This is a genomic window from Paraburkholderia sp. FW306-2-2C-D06C (assembly GCF_058781505.1).
This window is the reverse complement of sequence record NZ_JBYSWU010000004.1, coordinates 68,293-84,861: the sequence shown is the minus strand read 5'-3', so window position 1 is coordinate 84,861 and position 16,569 is coordinate 68,293. Positions and strand designations below refer to the sequence as shown.

The 16,569-nt window shown below is 60.4% G+C and carries 12 protein-coding genes and 1 pseudogene; 5 read left to right on the top strand and 8 right to left on the bottom strand.

What is annotated here, in order from left to right; all coding sequences use genetic code 11:
- Positions 1-8 precede the first annotated feature (8 nt).
- The 5 genes from AC3WLT_RS04450 to AC3WLT_RS04430 form a co-directional block, all read right to left on the bottom strand.
- Positions 9-1,196, bottom strand: a complete 1,188-nt coding sequence (locus tag AC3WLT_RS04450; RefSeq protein ID WP_492590710.1) for a DUF3322 domain-containing protein — start codon at positions 1,194-1,196, stop codon at positions 9-11.
- A complete protein-coding gene (locus AC3WLT_RS04445; protein WP_492590709.1) occupies positions 1,193-4,567 on the bottom strand; it encodes an ATP-binding protein in 3,375 nt (1,124 codons plus the stop codon). The genes AC3WLT_RS04450 and AC3WLT_RS04445 overlap by 4 nt, the downstream gene beginning before the upstream one ends.
- Complete coding sequence (locus AC3WLT_RS04440; RefSeq protein ID WP_492590708.1) at positions 4,560-5,201, bottom strand: DUF4194 domain-containing protein; 642 nt, start codon at positions 5,199-5,201, stop codon at positions 4,560-4,562. Before AC3WLT_RS04440 ends, AC3WLT_RS04445 begins: the two co-directional genes overlap by 8 nt.
- 2 nt (positions 5,202-5,203) lie before the next feature.
- A complete protein-coding gene (locus AC3WLT_RS04435; protein ID WP_492590707.1) occupies positions 5,204-6,658 on the bottom strand; it encodes a DUF3375 domain-containing protein in 1,455 nt (484 codons plus the stop codon).
- Between the two features lie 135 nt (positions 6,659-6,793).
- On the bottom strand, positions 6,794-8,134 hold the full coding sequence (locus tag AC3WLT_RS04430) for a reverse transcriptase family protein (protein WP_492590819.1): 1,341 nt from the start codon (positions 8,132-8,134) through the stop codon (positions 6,794-6,796).
- A 143-nt stretch (positions 8,135-8,277) separates the two neighbouring features.
- Between AC3WLT_RS04430 and AC3WLT_RS04425 the strand changes: the two are divergent.
- A pseudogene (locus AC3WLT_RS04425) lies at positions 8,278-8,373 on the top strand (Fic family protein); the annotation flags it as partial.
- A gap of 361 nt (positions 8,374-8,734) precedes the next feature.
- Here AC3WLT_RS04425 and AC3WLT_RS04420 read toward each other — a convergent pair.
- Positions 8,735-9,130 carry an AraC family transcriptional regulator gene (locus AC3WLT_RS04420; protein WP_492590706.1) on the bottom strand — a complete coding sequence of 132 codons (396 nt, stop codon included), beginning with the start codon at positions 9,128-9,130 and terminating at the stop codon, positions 8,735-8,737.
- A gap of 249 nt (positions 9,131-9,379) precedes the next feature.
- Here AC3WLT_RS04420 and eat point away from each other — a divergent pair, with 249 nt between their 5' ends.
- From eat to eutC, 3 genes are read left to right on the top strand one after another with little or no spacing between them, the layout of a single operon-like run.
- Positions 9,380-10,783 carry an ethanolamine permease gene (eat, locus tag AC3WLT_RS04415; protein ID WP_492590705.1) on the top strand — a complete coding sequence of 468 codons (1,404 nt, stop codon included), beginning with the start codon at positions 9,380-9,382 and terminating at the stop codon, positions 10,781-10,783.
- Positions 10,784-10,826: 43 nt separating this feature from the next.
- Positions 10,827-12,221, top strand: a complete 1,395-nt coding sequence (locus AC3WLT_RS04410) for an ethanolamine ammonia-lyase subunit EutB (protein ID WP_492590704.1) — start codon at positions 10,827-10,829, stop codon at positions 12,219-12,221.
- Positions 12,218-13,015 carry an ethanolamine ammonia-lyase subunit EutC gene (gene eutC / locus AC3WLT_RS04405; protein WP_492590703.1) on the top strand — a complete coding sequence of 266 codons (798 nt, stop codon included), beginning with the start codon at positions 12,218-12,220 and terminating at the stop codon, positions 13,013-13,015. Before AC3WLT_RS04410 ends, eutC begins: the two co-directional genes overlap by 4 nt.
- 4 nt (positions 13,016-13,019) lie before the next feature.
- On the opposite strand, the gene AC3WLT_RS04400 is transcribed toward eutC, so the two are convergent.
- Positions 13,020-13,415 carry a DUF779 domain-containing protein gene (locus AC3WLT_RS04400; protein ID WP_492590702.1) on the bottom strand — a complete coding sequence of 132 codons (396 nt, stop codon included), beginning with the start codon at positions 13,413-13,415 and terminating at the stop codon, positions 13,020-13,022.
- Between the two features lie 65 nt (positions 13,416-13,480).
- The gene (adh, locus tag AC3WLT_RS04395) at positions 13,481-15,001 is read right to left on the bottom strand and encodes an aldehyde dehydrogenase (protein ID WP_492590701.1); all 1,521 of its coding nucleotides are present in this window, start codon (positions 14,999-15,001) and stop codon (positions 13,481-13,483) included.
- A gap of 324 nt (positions 15,002-15,325) precedes the next feature.
- On the opposite strand from adh, the gene AC3WLT_RS04390 reads away from it, so the two are divergent.
- Positions 15,326-16,369 carry a helix-turn-helix domain-containing protein gene (locus AC3WLT_RS04390; protein WP_492590700.1) on the top strand — a complete coding sequence of 348 codons (1,044 nt, stop codon included), beginning with the start codon at positions 15,326-15,328 and terminating at the stop codon, positions 16,367-16,369.
- Positions 16,370-16,569: the final 200 nt, after the last annotated feature.

Sequence of the window (16,569 nt, the reverse complement as noted above, 5' to 3'; positions counted from 1 at the left end):
TACGCGGCTCATCTCTCCCGCTGCAATTTCTCAAGCCCCCCCTCCACCCACCCAAACCCAATCTTCTCCTGCTCCAACCTCAGATTCTTGCGCAACCGGTTATCACGCAAGTCATCGTATAGCGCCTGTTCATCCCGACTAAGCCGCGGCAAATCACGCGTTATCTGCTTCTCTTCCCAATCCCATTGTGACGCGAAAGTCAGCAGCGTTTCGCGGTCCATTAAAAACGACTCGACATGGCCGAACAGGCCGCGCAACTGATCGAGGATCGCAAATCCATGTGTGTCGATATCGCCCCAGTAGAGCACCCGACGATTCGACAACCACGTGGCATCCGTCAGCATGTCAAAACCATAGCCGGCGCCGAAGACAGCCATACTGTCGTCAACAGGCGGAAAGGCCAGAAAATTGATCTCGTTCTCTGTGATGAAAATGCGGCTAACCCCAGGATCGAGTTGCGCAAAACTGGCGGCGTCCAGCGTGACATCCTGCTCGGTCGTGGCGGGCTGAAAGAGCGCCTTCTTCGCATCCAGCATGCGAAAGCGGATACGCAGCGGCTTGTCGCGAAATCCATAGCGTAGTGAAAACTGGCTGAGTCCGGAGCGCGTCGCGTCGACTGCTTCAATGGGCAGAACGTAGTCCAGCAACTCGGCAAGCACACTGCGATGGCCTTCGATAAATTTGGTGTGCACGTCTACGATATCGATCTGCCGCAGATACACACCAGGGCGCGGATGCTGCTCGAGCCAAACACACACGTCCAGCAAACGCTCCCACACCTCACCGAGTTCAAGCGCCCGCAACGGCCGTTTGGCAAGCCACGGAACGAGGCGCGGCTCGCGCACGCGCGTGATGTTCAACAGCGATCTAAACCGCGCCGCGTCGCGCTGCTTTCCGATCAGCGCAACCGCGTCCTCGAAAGAGTCGATCCACGCCTCATTCGGCAAGGCATTCGCGCCAAACACGCGATGTCGAAACTCACGCATCTGCAGGCGGCAATGCGGCATGGCTCTGAGCGCACTACTCCACTGACGGATATCTTCGAAGCGCTCAGCGATCTCGGTAGATGTAGGGCCTTTAAGGACGAGACGCTTCGGGAATGAAGGCGCATCCACTGCCACGTTGGCAAGCAGTTCGCCACGTTCCCAAAGCCTGTTCACCTGTGCGCGCAGATCGGCCGGTGTGGTCCAACTCACGTTTCGCTCCTGGCTTTTTCCTCGCGGTACGCTTCAATCGACAGATTACGCAGCCGCGACTCCCGTCCTTCCTTGTTATCGACAAAACCGACGCTGGAAACAAACGGCTCAATGATATAAATCTTCTGCAACGGGGTGACGATCAGCAATTGCAGGTTCAACTGCGCGAACAGCCGCAAACCGTATTGCGCGGACTCATCCGAACCGCGTCCGAAGGCTTCGTCGATCACCACAAAGCGGAACGAGCGCGAACGCACCGCCCCCCATTCAAGACCGAATTGATACGCGAGGCTGGCCGCCAGAATCGTATAGGCGAGCTTCTCTTTCTGCCCGCCCGATTTGCCGCCCGAGTCGGAATAGTGCTCGTGCTCACTGCCGTCTTCACGCCAACGTTCACTGGCCGCGAACCCAAACCAGTTGCGCACGTCGGTGACCTTGGCAGACCAGCGGCGATCCTGCTCAGCCAATCCTTCACGGCCGCGAAAGCGCTCGATGATCTGCTTGACCTGGAGAAACTTGGCCTCGGAATACTGCACGTCTTCCGAGCCAGTGAGCGTGCCTTCGGTACACGACCGCAGGTCGCTCTGAAAGTCGCGGATCTCCGCATCCTGGCTCAACTGCGCTTCGAGAACGATGTAGCGCCCGGCGTTGTAGTCGATCTGCGTCAGCGACTCATTGATCAGCTCGATCCGCTCGCGGATCGTCTCGCGCTCGCGAGCCAACTGCGACTGGAAGTTGGCTACCTCGCGGATGGTATTTTCGTTGAGCAGGTCTTTGAAGCGAGCCTCGAAACGAGGCAAATCGTCGGCTTTCAACGTGTCGAGCATGGTGCGATATTCTGCCGCCGCCTCGATCGCGACATCCACTTCTTGCGTTTCCAGCGGGAACGCCACGCAGTAGGCTCGCATGGTCTCGATGATCTTGTCGCGCTGGCGTGAGACCTTTTTTTCTTCGGCATCGATATTGTCTTGCAACCACTTGCGCATATCGCTCTCGCGATTGTCGCAAGACTCGACGGTCAACTGGTGCTTACCCAGCACCTCGGGCCACAACTCCGCGAGCCGGGCGAAGTAAGCGACATGACCGGCGTAAGCCTGATCATCCAGAATCGTCCGGGTTTGCGCGTGCAGATCGTCAGCGATGCGCTGTCGCTCTTCAGTACGTGTGCGTTCCGCTTTATGTCCATCGAGTTGCACCTCGACATCGGCAAGCGCGGCGGTGACCTGATTCAGACGTTCCGTCAGCTGCTGCAACAGGTTGGATGCGGATTCCAAACGTGCTTTCTCGTCGCGCAACCCGGCGACTTCCGTCGCGAGCGTGCCCCAGTCGAGCTCGCGATAGTCTCCATGTTCAGAGAGCAACGACAATGCGTTCAGGCGCGACTTCAAGGCGCTCTGCTGATCCTGAATCCTGCCGATCTGCGCGCCGAGATCTCGCAGTTGCGCGGCCAACTGAGCGGATTGCGCTTCAAGCGCCTGGATTTTTGCGGTGTTGGTCCAACCCAATACGTAACGCCGGCGGTCGTCCAGTCTGTGCCGATCGTCCTTTTCGTGCCGCTCGCCCGGCGCCTTGATCTGACCGGCCCGTGTAATGGCGCGCGTCTCGCGGCGGAATTGTTCCTGCGTGTCGCAGCACACCACATTGAAGCGCTGCGCCACTTCGTACTCGAGCCAGTCGTAAAACGGCGAGTCGGGTTTGACGGAAATCTTTCGTGCCAGCGAGTCACGGTGCAATTCGGCGCGTTCGCGTCGCGCAGATTGCCGGATTCGAAAATAGACCAGCCGCCCCTTCAGATGGGTTCTATCGACCCATTCGGTGACGGCGGCGTAGTGCTCGTCAGAGACCAGCAGGGACAGGCCAAAATTGCGCAACAGACGCTCGGCGGCGCCCTCCCAATCGCGTTCGTCCTCGCGGACTTGTAGCAGTTCGCCGGCAAAGCATAGATCGGCTTCGGGCAGCGCAAGTGCGTCGCATAACGCCGCACGCATGGCGATCTGTTCCGCGGGGATATTGCTGCGCCGGCTCTTCAGGCTGCCGATCTCGGCCAGCAGCGCGTCATGCTCCTGTTTGCCCGTGCGGAAACTGACGCCGTGTTCGGTCAGGTCGTTCTGCAGGCGGTCATCGTCCGATCGCGCGCTTTCGATGAGTTCCGGTAGGCGCCGCCGGAGCGCGAGAAAGCCGAGTTCGTCTTGTGCAAGCGGCTCGCCGATAATCTGCGCGAACTCATCGTAGCGCTGTGCCTTTTGCTTACGTCCCGCGCACTCCTGATCCTTCGATCGAATCTCGGCTTCGAGCCGCTCCAGCCGATCGCCTCCGTTGTCGGCAATATGGCGCCGCAGTTCGCTCTCCTGGATTCGTTGAGCGGAGCGTGTCGCGTCGAGCCGCTTCACATGAGCGTCCTGTCGCTCCCATTCCGCGGCGAGATTCTCAATGCGTTTGTCGAGCAAACCGAGTTTGAGATCGGCGGCATAGGAGCGGAGCGCTTCCCGACAGGCACGCAGATCGTCGACTTGCGACACGAGCAGCGCGTGCCGCTCGCAATCGTCGACGAGCGGATTGAGCCGCTCCATCTGCCGCTTGGCCTTTAACACTGCCTCATGCGCGCGGTTCAGGTCGTCGAAGTGGCCGATCAGCGCGGTCATACGTGGCGCAACATCGAACGGTTCGAGCATGTGGCTGCGGACAAAATCCGTCAGATTGCCCACTGACTTCATCGACACCGTTTGATGAAACAACTCCAGCGCCTGATCATTCTCGATGCCGAAGCGGCGCCGGAACCACGCACCGTAGGGCGGGAAACTGTCGAACACCTCCGCACCGGCCGCGCGCAGCTTCTTGCGCAGGCCGGCGATGTCGGGGCCAAACCCGGCGAAGTCGGCGGCAATCGACAACGCCCGTTCCGCGCCGACAAACAGCCTCCCGGGCTGCCCGTGCGGATCCTTCATCCAGAACACCTGCGCCAAGGTAATGGTCTGGTCGTAGCCGGCATTGTGGAAGCGGCCGAGAATCACCGAATAGCTGCTGTGATCTCGCAGCGCCACGGGTTTGGCTGTCCCGCTGGACTCATTGCGTTCCGATTTGTAATGGCCAAGCACGTACGAGCGCAGTGTGCGTTCCTTGCTGTCGGCACCCGCTGCCTTGTTGTACGCAATGCGATGCGCGGGCACCAGCAGCGTCGTCACGGCATCGACGAGTGTCGACTTTCCGGAGCCGATATCGCCTGTCAGCAGCGCATTCTTGCCGTCGGGTTTCAGTGTCCACACCCTGCCGTCGAATGTCCCCCAATTGAAGACTTCCAGCTGATGCAGGCGAAAACCGGACAGGGCATCGTCGGCGACAAAATCGAGTTCGGGCAGTTGCATGTCAGTCATCGGCGCTCCCTGCTGCTGCCCCGAGTTGCGCCTGATAACCAGCGAGCCGTGCATCGAAATCGGCCAGCCACTGTGCATCGACAAACGCTTTGAGGATGCGCTGCACTTCGAACGCGGCAGCTTGCCCGTCGCGCTTGCCGGCGACCGGCTTGAGTTTGCGCAAAAAGCCGAGTTCGATGATCTTGTTGATGTGGGTATCGATCTGATCGGTCAGCTTGGCCTCGTTGCTGCCGGTGGGCAGGAACACCCGGACCATGTCGACGATCTGCTCCCGCACGAGAATGAGGCGTGTCTCACCGCCGCTGGCATCGGACTCGGTGAGCTTCTTGCGCAGCAACGCCAGCAACAGGCTCACGGGAAACGATAGCGGGCGTCTTGCCACGAGCCTCGGCAGAGCGGGAGAATCGTCGCCGTTCTCGGGGCGTGAGCGCAGAAACGCGTAACCTTCGGCTTCGTCGAGTACCAACTCGAGGTTCAGGACCGTGACGTAGTCGCGGACGCGGGCTTGCAGGTCGAGCAACGCGCTCCACAGTGCTGTATCCGCGTCCCGGTAAATGACCCCTTTGAGCAAGGGAATCAGAAGGCTCGACAGATCGTGCATCGACGCCGTGGCGTCTTGTTCGGGTTCCAGCATGTTCATCTCACGAAAATGACGCGCGGCAGGCTCGCCTGCCGGGTCTGGTGTTCGCCGCCTTCTTTCACGTTGCGCCACATGATCGTCTCACTCGACTGTTCGTCCACCATGCTGCTGAAGGTGTCGCCGGCAAGTTGCAGGTAGGCGACCAGTTCGGCCAAACCCTGCTGCAGCGGCTGCATCTCGCACAGTTCGCGCAGCGTCACTTGTGAGCGATCCTGCAGGACATGACGGATGTGCCAGGTCAGTCTGGCTTTGTCGACGACGACTTGTGCATACAACGCCGCCGCATCGATGTCGGCGTCGCCCGCCTCGATCGAAATCGACGCGATGCGCGGTTTCAGCGCAGGTGAATAGAGGGGGCGCTCCATCGGCAATTCGATGTCGGAGGCCGTATCGGCGATCGTCATTATTTCACCGGACGGCGGCGTGTCCCGCAATGCCAGCGCTTTAGCCTCGACACCGCGCAAGATGTCCATGATCCGGCGGTTCTCGAGCCACGCCTGGTCGTCGAGAAAGCGCCGCAGCTGCTGCGACAAAAAGGCGACCGTCCGCTGCGTGTGCTCGCCGGCTTCGAGCCAGTCATAGTGGACTCGCCGGGTGCGCGCATCGGGCTTGAGTTCGGCCACAGGCGGAAGGACGAGCACGCGGTCGAGCAAGGCGGTCAGTTCTTCCTGACGACGACTCGACATCAGAAAGTCCCAGAACGCGCGGAAGCTGCGGCCCTGATCCGAGTCGGCGATCGTATCGCGTTCGCCCATGATTTCTTCCAGCAGTTCGCCCTTTGCACCGTCCCATAGCGCAATGCGTTCGCGCACTCGACGGTCGAGGCCGCGGAAATTGTGCTCCACCTCGCGGAAGTCGGTCAGTAGTTCACGCGCAATGGCGGTGAATTGTTGGAAGCGGTCTTTCAGCGCGGTGTCGTCCATGATAGAAATGTCGCCGGCCTCCGCACGCGCGATCTCCGCGTCGATCTCCGCACGGCGCTTATGAAGTTCGGCAAGGCGCGCCTCGGGGTCCCGCTCGCTGCCTTCGCTCATTTGCTTGAGCAATTCGAACAGCGTGAGCAGGCGCGATTCCGTGCCGACGAAACTGCGTTCAGTCAATGTGCCAAGCCATGCGATGGCCTTCTCTGTAGCGGGCGTCAGATCGAAATGCGGTTCATCCGAGTCCGGGCCATAGAACTTGCGCAGCCAGCCTTTATCGTTAGCCGCCCAGTCGTTCAGATAGTCCAAAGCCGCTTTGGGAAAGGCGGAAGGACCGAGCTGTTCGCGCAATGCAAACAGTTCGTCTTCGAGGGCTTCGGCCAGATCCGCTTGCGCGATGACGCGCACGTTGGGCGCCGTGAAAGTTCGCTGCAGGAAGCTCGAGACGAGCGGTGCGTGATCCGAGCGTAGCAGGCGCCATGCGGGATGGTTCTGGCGCAACAGGTCCAGCGTGGAATAGTCGAAGTTCATGGGGCAGGCGTTGGAAAAGCTGAAGCGACCGCTGTGTCCGAAACTTCGATGATAGTCGACGTCGTTGGTCGACGAGGGCTCGTGGGGCTCGGCTAGCGGCTAGGGTTCGTGGCGTTGAAGCGTGAAACGCTGCGCTTAAACTTCGTCCCACTCGATCTGCTCAAAGATTCCCTTCAGCTTCGCGCCCCGCGTCGCATTCAGCATCACCGCCTGCGCGACGCGGCCCGCCAGGTGCGCCTGAAAGTTGGGGTGGCCGGCACGATTTTGCGAAGCCGGCCCGTGTCTCACGCAATTAGTGAGCACGGCTTTCAACGCATCGAACAGCGGCCGAGCGAGATTCGGATAGCTATTCACCACCACGCCGGCCAGATGTTGCCTCGCACCCCGTCGCATCACCCGCGTCTTCCGTAAATTGACCGAAAACCCTTCCTCAATCGCAATCGCCGCCACGCGAATCGACAGCCGTTCAGCGACCCGTGCGAGGTCCTCACCACCCGAAAAAGCCAGGTCATCGGCATACCGCGTATAAGTCGCACCGAGGGAACGCGCGAGTCCGGCAAGCCTCAGGTCCAGCCGAAAAGCACACAAATTCGCCAACGCCGGCGAAGTCGGCGCCCCCTGCGGCAAATGCCGGTTCCGATATCGCTGGCGTTCCTGCCAATCGATCCTGTCCCGCACATCCAGCGCGAGCAAGCGACCACTCGGCACGCGATTGGTACACAGTGCAGTCAGAACCCGCACAACGTCCAACGGATAACCAAAAGCACGTATCACGGAGTAAACGCGCCCCGCATGCACAGACGCAAAGAAATCCGTCAGATCGAAGCGAATCACAACCGCTCTACCCGCATGTGGCGCCGCGAACGTAACCGTATTCCGCCCACGTCGAAAACCATGCACCGCATCATGGGCAGGAACTCGATCGAGTAAGCCATGAAGCACTTTCCTCTGCAAAGCTCGCAAGCGCGATTTGGGCACTTCAATAATCCGACACCGACCGTCGCGTTTTTCGATCGCCTTGTACGAATAGTGATGAAGCGGTGTCGCCGCACTCTGCGCAGGCACGCGCCAGCGATCAGCAAACCAGTCCAGTTCGTCCGGCTCGATTTCCAGCCACGAGGCCAGATCGCCGAGCGTCGGCAACTGCGGTAGCGCCACGTCATGCAACCAAGGCGGAGGCGGCCGCTGAAAAGGAGGGCGAGCCAACACACGAACAACCCTCGGCCGGCTCTCACTCCTCCAAGCCGAGACAAAACCCGCGGTCTCGGCAACGACCTTCGACAATTCTTTACTGTCGACGCTATCCCACCGCGCGCCGAATCGCTTCGCAACCCTGAGCGCCAATTCATTCATCCAATCCGCGCGTTCACCCAACACAAGCGTCATCCGCTCGGCCATCGCAGCGGCCTCGGGCGGCCCGGCCAACATGGCATTGGCGATCGCGTAGGTGACAAATTGCAGAGAAGATAACGGCATAGAGCAAAGAGAGGGGCGGGGCGGCCAGTCAACGCGTCTTGTGCTGCGTGAGCCGCGTTGCGCAACGCGCAAGTGGCGCTCATGCGACGAACTGCGGAGGTCATTCTGATCCACGGGGTAGCCCCGTAGTGCCCGGAACGTATACCGCATTGCGTGACATCAGCGAACTCCTCGCATTAGGGGTGTTGAAAAAATCAGCAGCAGGGGGCCGCAGCACGTCGTACGAGTTAGCGGATTGAGCGCGACATAAGCAACCCCACTTATCCACAGCCCCCTCTGGACAACTTTTGTAAAAGCCACCTGACACACTGTGGGCGAAACTTTGATAAAAGCGCGGCTTCGCAACGCCGAACAAAAGTTTTCCCTGGCTCCGTGCTCCTGTCCGCTCATGCTCCGCAGGGTTATCGATTCCGCAGACCTTTGATCCGTAAACGAAGATTCAAGTTATCCACAGCCAGGCGCGCTGCTTGTTAACTATTACTACGTATACGTATACAAAGACTATAAAAGCCAGAGAGGCATCCGGAAACCACGCTGCACAAGCGAGCACAAGGCAAGCAGTGCGGGCAAAGCATCAAACCAACGGCAAACAAATCTCCGTCAACAGATCCGCAGGCGATCCGCAGGCGCTGTCTCCTTCGGGCTATTCAGATATTCCTCGAACATCGGCGCATCCGCAGCTTCACGTCCCGACTGCACCAGCCACGTTCCATACCGCCACTCATACGCCGCACGCATATCGCTATACGGCCCTTTGTGCCGCAGCACCGCATATTGACCGCCTTTCACATGCGCCACGGAAACCGGCGGACTGACCGTCACCGAAGCCTGAACCGGATGCGGCAACAGCACGCCGGCCTTCGAACGCAAATCGCTTTCCGCCACCACACCTGGATCGTCGTAGTAGATCCCGATCATTCGCATCTGCGCCCCCAGCAGATTGTGTTTCGCTAGCCAACCGAACAGCGTGTCGAATGCCTTGCCTGATTCGTTCATGAACTGGTCAAAGGAAGTTTGCTAAACGGATGCGGACAAAAGTACCACGTCCCCATTTACCAAATCCTGCGGATTTCGCGTACTGCGGGTCGATGCATTTAAGCGCCCGCTGACACACCTGTGGTCTGAAAATTGCCGAATTTCGATAACACCTCGATTTATGGCTCACTACCATCGGCTGAAGCCTGTCCGCCCATGCACCGCAAAACCTTGCGGCATCAAGCAAGCGGCAACATCAGGGAGCGCCCGATGAAATCAGAATCCAGGAACCAACACGTCGGTAAGGTCACGCATCACGAGTTGAAACAGACGCTCGGCACGTGGCAACTGTGGGGAATCGCGGTCGGTCTCGTCATTTCGGGCGAGTACTTCGGCTGGAGTTACGGCTGGGCGAGCGCCGGCACGCTCGGCTTCGTCATCACCGCGGTTTTTATCGCGGCGATGTACACCACCTTCATCTTCAGTTTCACCGAACTCACCACGTCGATTCCGCATGCGGGCGGCCCGTTCGCCTATGCGCGCCACGCGTTCGGTCCGACCGGCGGTTATCTGGCGGGCGCGGCAACGCTGGTCGAATTCGTATTTGCGCCGCCCGCGATTGCACTCGCGATCGGCGCGTATCTGCACGTGCAGTTTCCCAGCCTCGAGCCGAAGCACGCGGCAATGGGCGCGTACCTTGTGTTCATGGCGCTCAATATTGTCGGCGTGCAGATCGCCGCGGCCTTCGAGTTATGCGTGACGTTGCTCGCGATCTTCGAACTGCTGGTGTTTATGGGCGTCGTCTCACCGGGTTTCCAGTGGGTCAACTTCACGAAGGGCGGCTGGTCGGGCGCGGATACCTTCAGAATGGGTTCGTTCCACGGTATGTTCGCGGCGATTCCGTTTGCGATCTGGTTCTTTCTCGCGATTGAAGGCGTCGCGATGGCGGCCGAGGAAGCGAAGAACCCGAAGCGCTCGATTCCGATCGCCTACGTGACCGGCATTCTGACGCTGGTGGTGCTCGCTATCGGCGTGATGGTATTTGCCGGCGCGGCGGGCGACTGGACCAAGCTGTCGAACATCAACGACCCGCTGCCGCAAGCGATGAAATTCATCGTCGGCGAACATAGCGGCTGGATGCACATGCTGGTGTGGCTCGGCTTGTTCGGGCTCGTCGCGTCGTTTCACGGCATCATCCTCGGCTACTCGCGGCAAATTTTCGCGCTGGCTCGCGCGGGTTTCCTGCCGGAGTGGCTCGCGAAGGTGCATCCGCGCTTCAAGACGCCGCATCGCGCGATTCTCGCGGGCGGCGTGGTCGGCATCGCCGCGATTTACAGCGACGAGCTGATCCAGTTCGGCGGCCAGACGCTGACGGCGAACATCGTGACGATGTCCGTATTTGGCGCTATCGTGATGTATATCATCAGCATGTTGGCGCTGTTCAAGCTGCGCCGCTCGGACCCGAACATGGAGCGTCCGTTCCGCGCGCCGCTGTTTCCGTTCTTTCCGGCGTTCGCGCTGGTGGCCGCGGTGATTTGTCTGGCGACGATGGTCTACTTCAATTTCCTGGTGGCCATTGTGTTCGCGATTTTCCTCGCGCTTGGCTACGTCTACTTCCTGCTGACGCGCCATCAACGCGAAACGGCGCTGGCGGACGCTTTGCTCGAAGAGTGACGGATCGAGCCGCTGCGTAAGCAGCGGCGATGGAGTCGTAAAGATGAGCTACACCGAGACAATCGGCAGCCGCACCTATCGTTTCGCCGACCTGAAAACGCTGCTGGCGAAGGCCAGTCCGCAGCGTTCGGGCGACCAGTTGGCGGGCGTCGCGGCGGCCAGCGAAGAGGAGCGCGTCGCGGCCAAGATGGCGCTCGCGCAAGTGCCGCTGCGCACGTTTCTCAACGAAGCGCTGATCCCGTACGAAAGCGACGAGGTCACGCGCCTCGTGATCGACGATCACTCGCCGCAAGCGTTCGCCGAGATCGCGCATCTGACCGTGGGCGATTTCCGCAACTGGCTGCTCAGCAGCACGACCGACGCCGGCGCGCTCACGCGTATCAGCGCGGGCCTCACGCCGGAGATGGTCGCGGCTGTGTCGAAGCTGATGCGCAATCAGGACCTGATCGCGGCGGCGCGCAAGCGCCCGGTGATCACGCGCTTTCGCAACACGGTTGGCTTGCCGGGTCACATGTCGGTGCGCCTGCAACCCAATCATCCGACCGACGACGTCAAAGGGATCGCCGCTTCGATGCTCGACGGCCTGATGTACGGCTGCGGTGACGCCATGATCGGCATCAACCCCGCCAGCGACAATCTCGCCGCGATCACCACACTGCTCGTGATGATCGACGACTTCCGCCAGCGCTATCAGGTGCCGACGCAATCGTGCGTGCTGACTCACGTCACCAACACGATCGCCGCGATCGAAAAAGGCGCGCCGGTCGATCTGGTGTTTCAGTCGATTGCCGGCACGGAGAAAGCGAACGCGGGTTTCGGCATTTCGCTCGCGCTGTTGCAGGAAGCGTATGAAGCGGGCTTGTCGCTCAAACGCGGCACGGTCGGCAATAACCTGATGTATTTCGAAACCGGCCAGGGCAGCGCGCTGTCGGCCGATGCCCATCACGGCGTCGATCAACAGACGTGCGAAGTGCGCGCCTATGCGGTCGCCCGCAAGTTCAATCCGTTTCTGGTCAACACGGTGGTCGGCTTCATCGGACCCGAGTATCTGTACGACGGCAAGCAGATCACCCGCGCGGGTCTCGAAGACCACTTCTGCGGCAAGCTGCTCGGCGTGCCGATGGGTTGCGATATCTGCTACACGAATCACGCCGAAGCGGATCAGGACGATATGGACAACCTGCTCACGCTGCTGGGCGTGGCGGGCATCAACTTCATCATGGGCATTCCGGGTGCGGACGACGTGATGCTCAACTATCAAAGCACCTCATTTCACGACGCGCTGTATGTGCGCGAAGTGCTCGGCCTGCGCCGCGCACCTGAATTCGAAGAGTGGCTCGAGTCGATGCAGATCGCCGACGCGCGCGGCGCACTGCTCAGCGCATCGACCCAACAACCGCTGCTGGAAGGCGCGCGCGACTGGATGGGCATCGCATGAGCGACTTCCTCGAAAAGAACCCATGGAATGCGCTGCGTCAGTTCACCAATGCGCGCATCGCGTTGGGACGCGCGGGTAACAGCTTGCCGACCGCACCGTTGCTGGCGTTCAACCTGTCGCATGCCCAGGCGCGCGACGCAGTGCATCATCCGCTCGATACCGACGTGCTGCACGAACAGTTGCGGGCGCAGAAATTCCGCACGCTCGACGTGCATAGCGCGGCGCCGGATCGCGAGCATTACTTGCGGCGTCCCGATCTCGGCAGGCGTTTGTCGGAAGAGAGCCGCGCAGCGCTCGCTCAGGTTCCGGCCGAATCACCCGATGTGGTGTTCGTGATCGGCGATGGCCTGTCGGCGTTCGCTGCTTCAAAGCAATCGATTCCTTTGCTGCAAGCCGTCTGTCCGAAACTCACGGATTGGAAGATCGGCCCGGTGGTGGTCGCGCGGCAGGCGCGCGTCGCGCTAGGCGACGAAATCGGCGAGTTGTTGGGCGCGAAGCTGGTGGTGATGCTGATCGGCGAGCGGCCCGGTTTGAGTTCGCCCGATAGCCTCGGCATCTATCTGACGTACGCGCCGAAAGTAGGCTGTAGCGACGCGCAGCGCAACTGCATTTCGAACGTGCGGCCTGAAGGTCTGAACTACGCGTTAGCCGCGCACAAATTGCACTACCTGCTGACGCATGCAAGGAGATTGGGACTTACCGGCGTCGGTCTGAAAGACGATAGCGACGCGGCGCTGGCGCACACGCCCTCGGCACCCGCAGTCGGTGACGATTCGAGTTCGGACGCGTCATAGAAACTCACGCATCCGCCCGTTCGACCGGATGCGTTTCCAGCCACGCGTTCTCGTCGTCCTCAAAGAGTCGCGAGCGCGTCAGGAATCGCAATCCGCTGGGTCTTTCGAGAGAAAACATGCCGCCGTTGCCCGGCACGACGTCGATGATCAGTTGCGTGTGCTGCCAATACTCGAACTGCGATTCGCTCATGTAGAACGGCACGCCGGCGATTGTCCCGAGCTTCACGTCGGATGAGCCGACCATGAACTCGGCTTGCGGAAACATCATCGGCGCGCTGCCGTCGCAGCATCCGCCGGATTGGTGAAAAATCACTGCGCCATGCTCGGCACGCAGCGCGTCGATCAACGCCGCCGCGGCAGGCGTTGCGATCACGCGTGCGACTTCCTTTTCATCAGCCATCACATTCCCTCGCTGAAAAAAGAGCGAGCCGCGCAATGCGGCCCGCTCGAACAGGATCGTTACGCTTAGAAAAAGCCGAGCGGCTTCTCGCTATAGCTGACGAGCAGGTTCTTGGTCTGCTGATAGTGATCGAGCATCATCTTGTGATTCTCGCGACCAATGCCGGATTGCTTGTAGCCGCCGAACGCCGCATGCGCCGGATACGCGTGATAGCAGTTGGTCCACACGCGGCCCGCCTGGATCTGCCGGCCGAGGCGATAGGCACGCGTGCCGTCGCGCGTCCACACGCCGGCGCCGAGACCGTAGAGCGTATCGTTGGCGATCTCCAGCGCTTCTTCTTCGGTTTTGAACGTGGTCACCGACACCACCGGCCCGAAGATCTCTTCCTGGAAGATGCGCATCTTGTTATGGCCGCGGAACACGGTCGGCTTCACGTAGTAGCCCTTGCTCAGCTCGCCGCCCAGCGTGTTGCGTTCGCCGCCGATCAGGCATTCGGCGCCTTCCTGCTTGCCGAGATCGACATACGAGAGGATTTTTTCGAGCTGTTCCTGCGAAGCCTGCGCGCCGATCATCGTTTTCGTATCGAGCGGATGACCCTGCGTGATCGCGGCGACGCGCTTCAACGCGCGTTCCATGAAGCGGTCGTAAATCTTTTCATCGACCAGTACGCGCGACGGGCATGTACACACTTCCCCCTGATTCAGCGCGAACATCGCGAAGCCTTCGAGCGCCTTGTCGAAGTAACCATCGTCGTGATCGATCACGTCGGCGAAGAAAATGTTCGGGCTCTTGCCGCCGAGTTCGAGCGTTACCGGAATGATGTTCTGGCTCGCGTACTGCATGATCAGGCGGCCCGTGGTGGTCTCGCCGGTGAAGGCGATCTTCGCGATGCGTTTGCTCGATGCGAGCGGCTTGCCCGCTTCGAGGCCGAAACCGTTCACCACATTCAGCACGCCCGGCGGCAGCAGGTCCTGGATCAGTTCGACCAGTATGAGAATCGACGCGGGCGTTTGCTCGGCCGGCTTGAGCACGATGCAGTTTCCCGCAGCCAGCGCCGGCGCTACCTTCCACACCGCCATCAGGATCGGGAAATTCCACGGAATGATCTGGCCGACCACGCCGAGCGGTTCGTGAAAGTGATAGGCGACGGTGTCGTCGTCGATCTCGGAGATGGAGCCTTCCTGAGCGCGCACGGCGCCGGCGAAATAGCGGAAGTGGTCGATCGCAAGCGGAATGTCGGCGGCCATGGTTTCGCGCAGCGGCTTGCCGTTGTCGATCGTTTCAGCGACGGCGAGACGTTGCAGATTCGCTTCCATCCGATCGGCGATGCGGTTCAGGATGTTGGCGCGATCGGTGGTCGAAGTCTTGCCCCACGCAGCTTTCGCGCGATGGGCAGCGTCGAGCGCGAGTTCGATATCGGCCTCGCGTGAGCGTGGGATCGACGTGAACGGCTCGCCGGTGATCGGCGATATATTGTCGAAGTACTCGCCTCCGACAGGCTTGACCCATTCACCGCCGATAAAATTCGCATACTGCTTTTTATACGGGAATTCGGTGGTCAGAAATTGCATCTCTGCGTGATTCATCTGTGTGCTCCTCACATGTTGAATGGGCTGTATTCGGCGCGATATTTCGCTTGGCCGCGAGAGACTAGAGCCAGAAGTGTGCCAATGCACCGCGCTGGTGAGTCCCGCACGTGCAACAGGCACTGTCGCGACGCGTCGCACGATGCGCTGTTCAATCTGCCAAGGATGAACGTCCCGCTTCTGTCCCGTTTCTGATCAATGTGAAAAGCGTTGTTCATCAATTGAACAGGGCGTTGGCACTTGTCGATGCCGCATGCTGCGAATGCGTTCGGCATGGGAATTGCCTTCTTTTTGCCTTCGATATTCAGTTCTCATAGATCCGGTATGACGATTGAACGCCAAAGCGACAGCTTCACTGACCGGCCCCCAGCGCCGCAGCCGAGCATTTGCGTGCAGACTTGCGTCGCCCACGATGCCGACGAACAGGCGCGCAACCTCCACGGCTGGAGCCAGACCTACGACCAGTTGACCGCGGGCCGCTTTGTGGGCGGGTTGACGGAGTTGCGTCTCGATCACATGCAGGTGTTCGTCGAAACGACCAGTCACACGTTGCGGCAAACCTGCGAAGTGCAGAAAGACGCCTACTGGTTTGGCATTCCCACGTGCCCGGAAGGCTCCGGGCGGATCGACGCGCAGGTGATCGCGGGCGACGCGCTCGCATTTCGTCCGGGCGGGATCGAGTTCGAACTGCTGACCTCGGCGGGTTACGAGATTTTCGGTGTGGTGGTGAAGGGCGAAGTGCTGCGCCGATACGCGGCCGAAGTGGAGCGCGTCGGCTTGGCGGACCATTTGCCGAATACGGAAGTCGTGCCGATCGGCATGGCGAGGAAGGAGCGGCTGTGCGCTTCGCTGCGCCAGCTTCTCGACGACGGCGCGGCGAGCGCCGCGCCGCTGTCTTCGTTCGCGCGCAACAATTTGCAGGCGTCCGTGCTGGCGTCGCTGTTCGACGTGGGCGCGTTGCCGGGCTCGGAGCAGGTTGCGATGCCTGCGCGTCCGCGGCGTCAGTCGATCGTGTCGGAGGCGCGTGAATATGTGCTGGCCAATCGCGATCGCGCGGTCAATGTGCCGGAGTTGTGCGAACGGCTGCATGTGAGCCGACGCACTTTGCAGTATTGCTTTCAGGACGTGCTCGGCATGGCGCCCGCCGCCTATCTGCGCACGATCCGGCTAAACGGCGCGCGCCGTGATTTATGCAGCGCGTGGCGCGAGTCGCGTTCGGTGCAGGATGTGGCCGCGGCGTGGGGCTTCTGGCATCTGAGCCAGTTCGCCACTGATTATCGGAAGCTGTTCGGAATGCGGCCTTCGGATACGTTGAAGGCGGCGATCAATGGCCGCACCCAAACCGACAGCTGTTCGTTCGCTCACTAGTGCATAAGCGCATTCGCGTGTGACGGCAGCGTTGCTGCGAAGTGCCGTAACAGGCGGTACGCGTCACGTGCTTTTCAAATTGATGCAATCAGTGCACATCGAAGCCCATTTTTGCTTATCCACTGTTCGTCTATCAAGCATGGGGTTTCTGGACGTTCGATTAGCAAAGCCTAAAGATTCGGATTTGCGTGCCGATATTA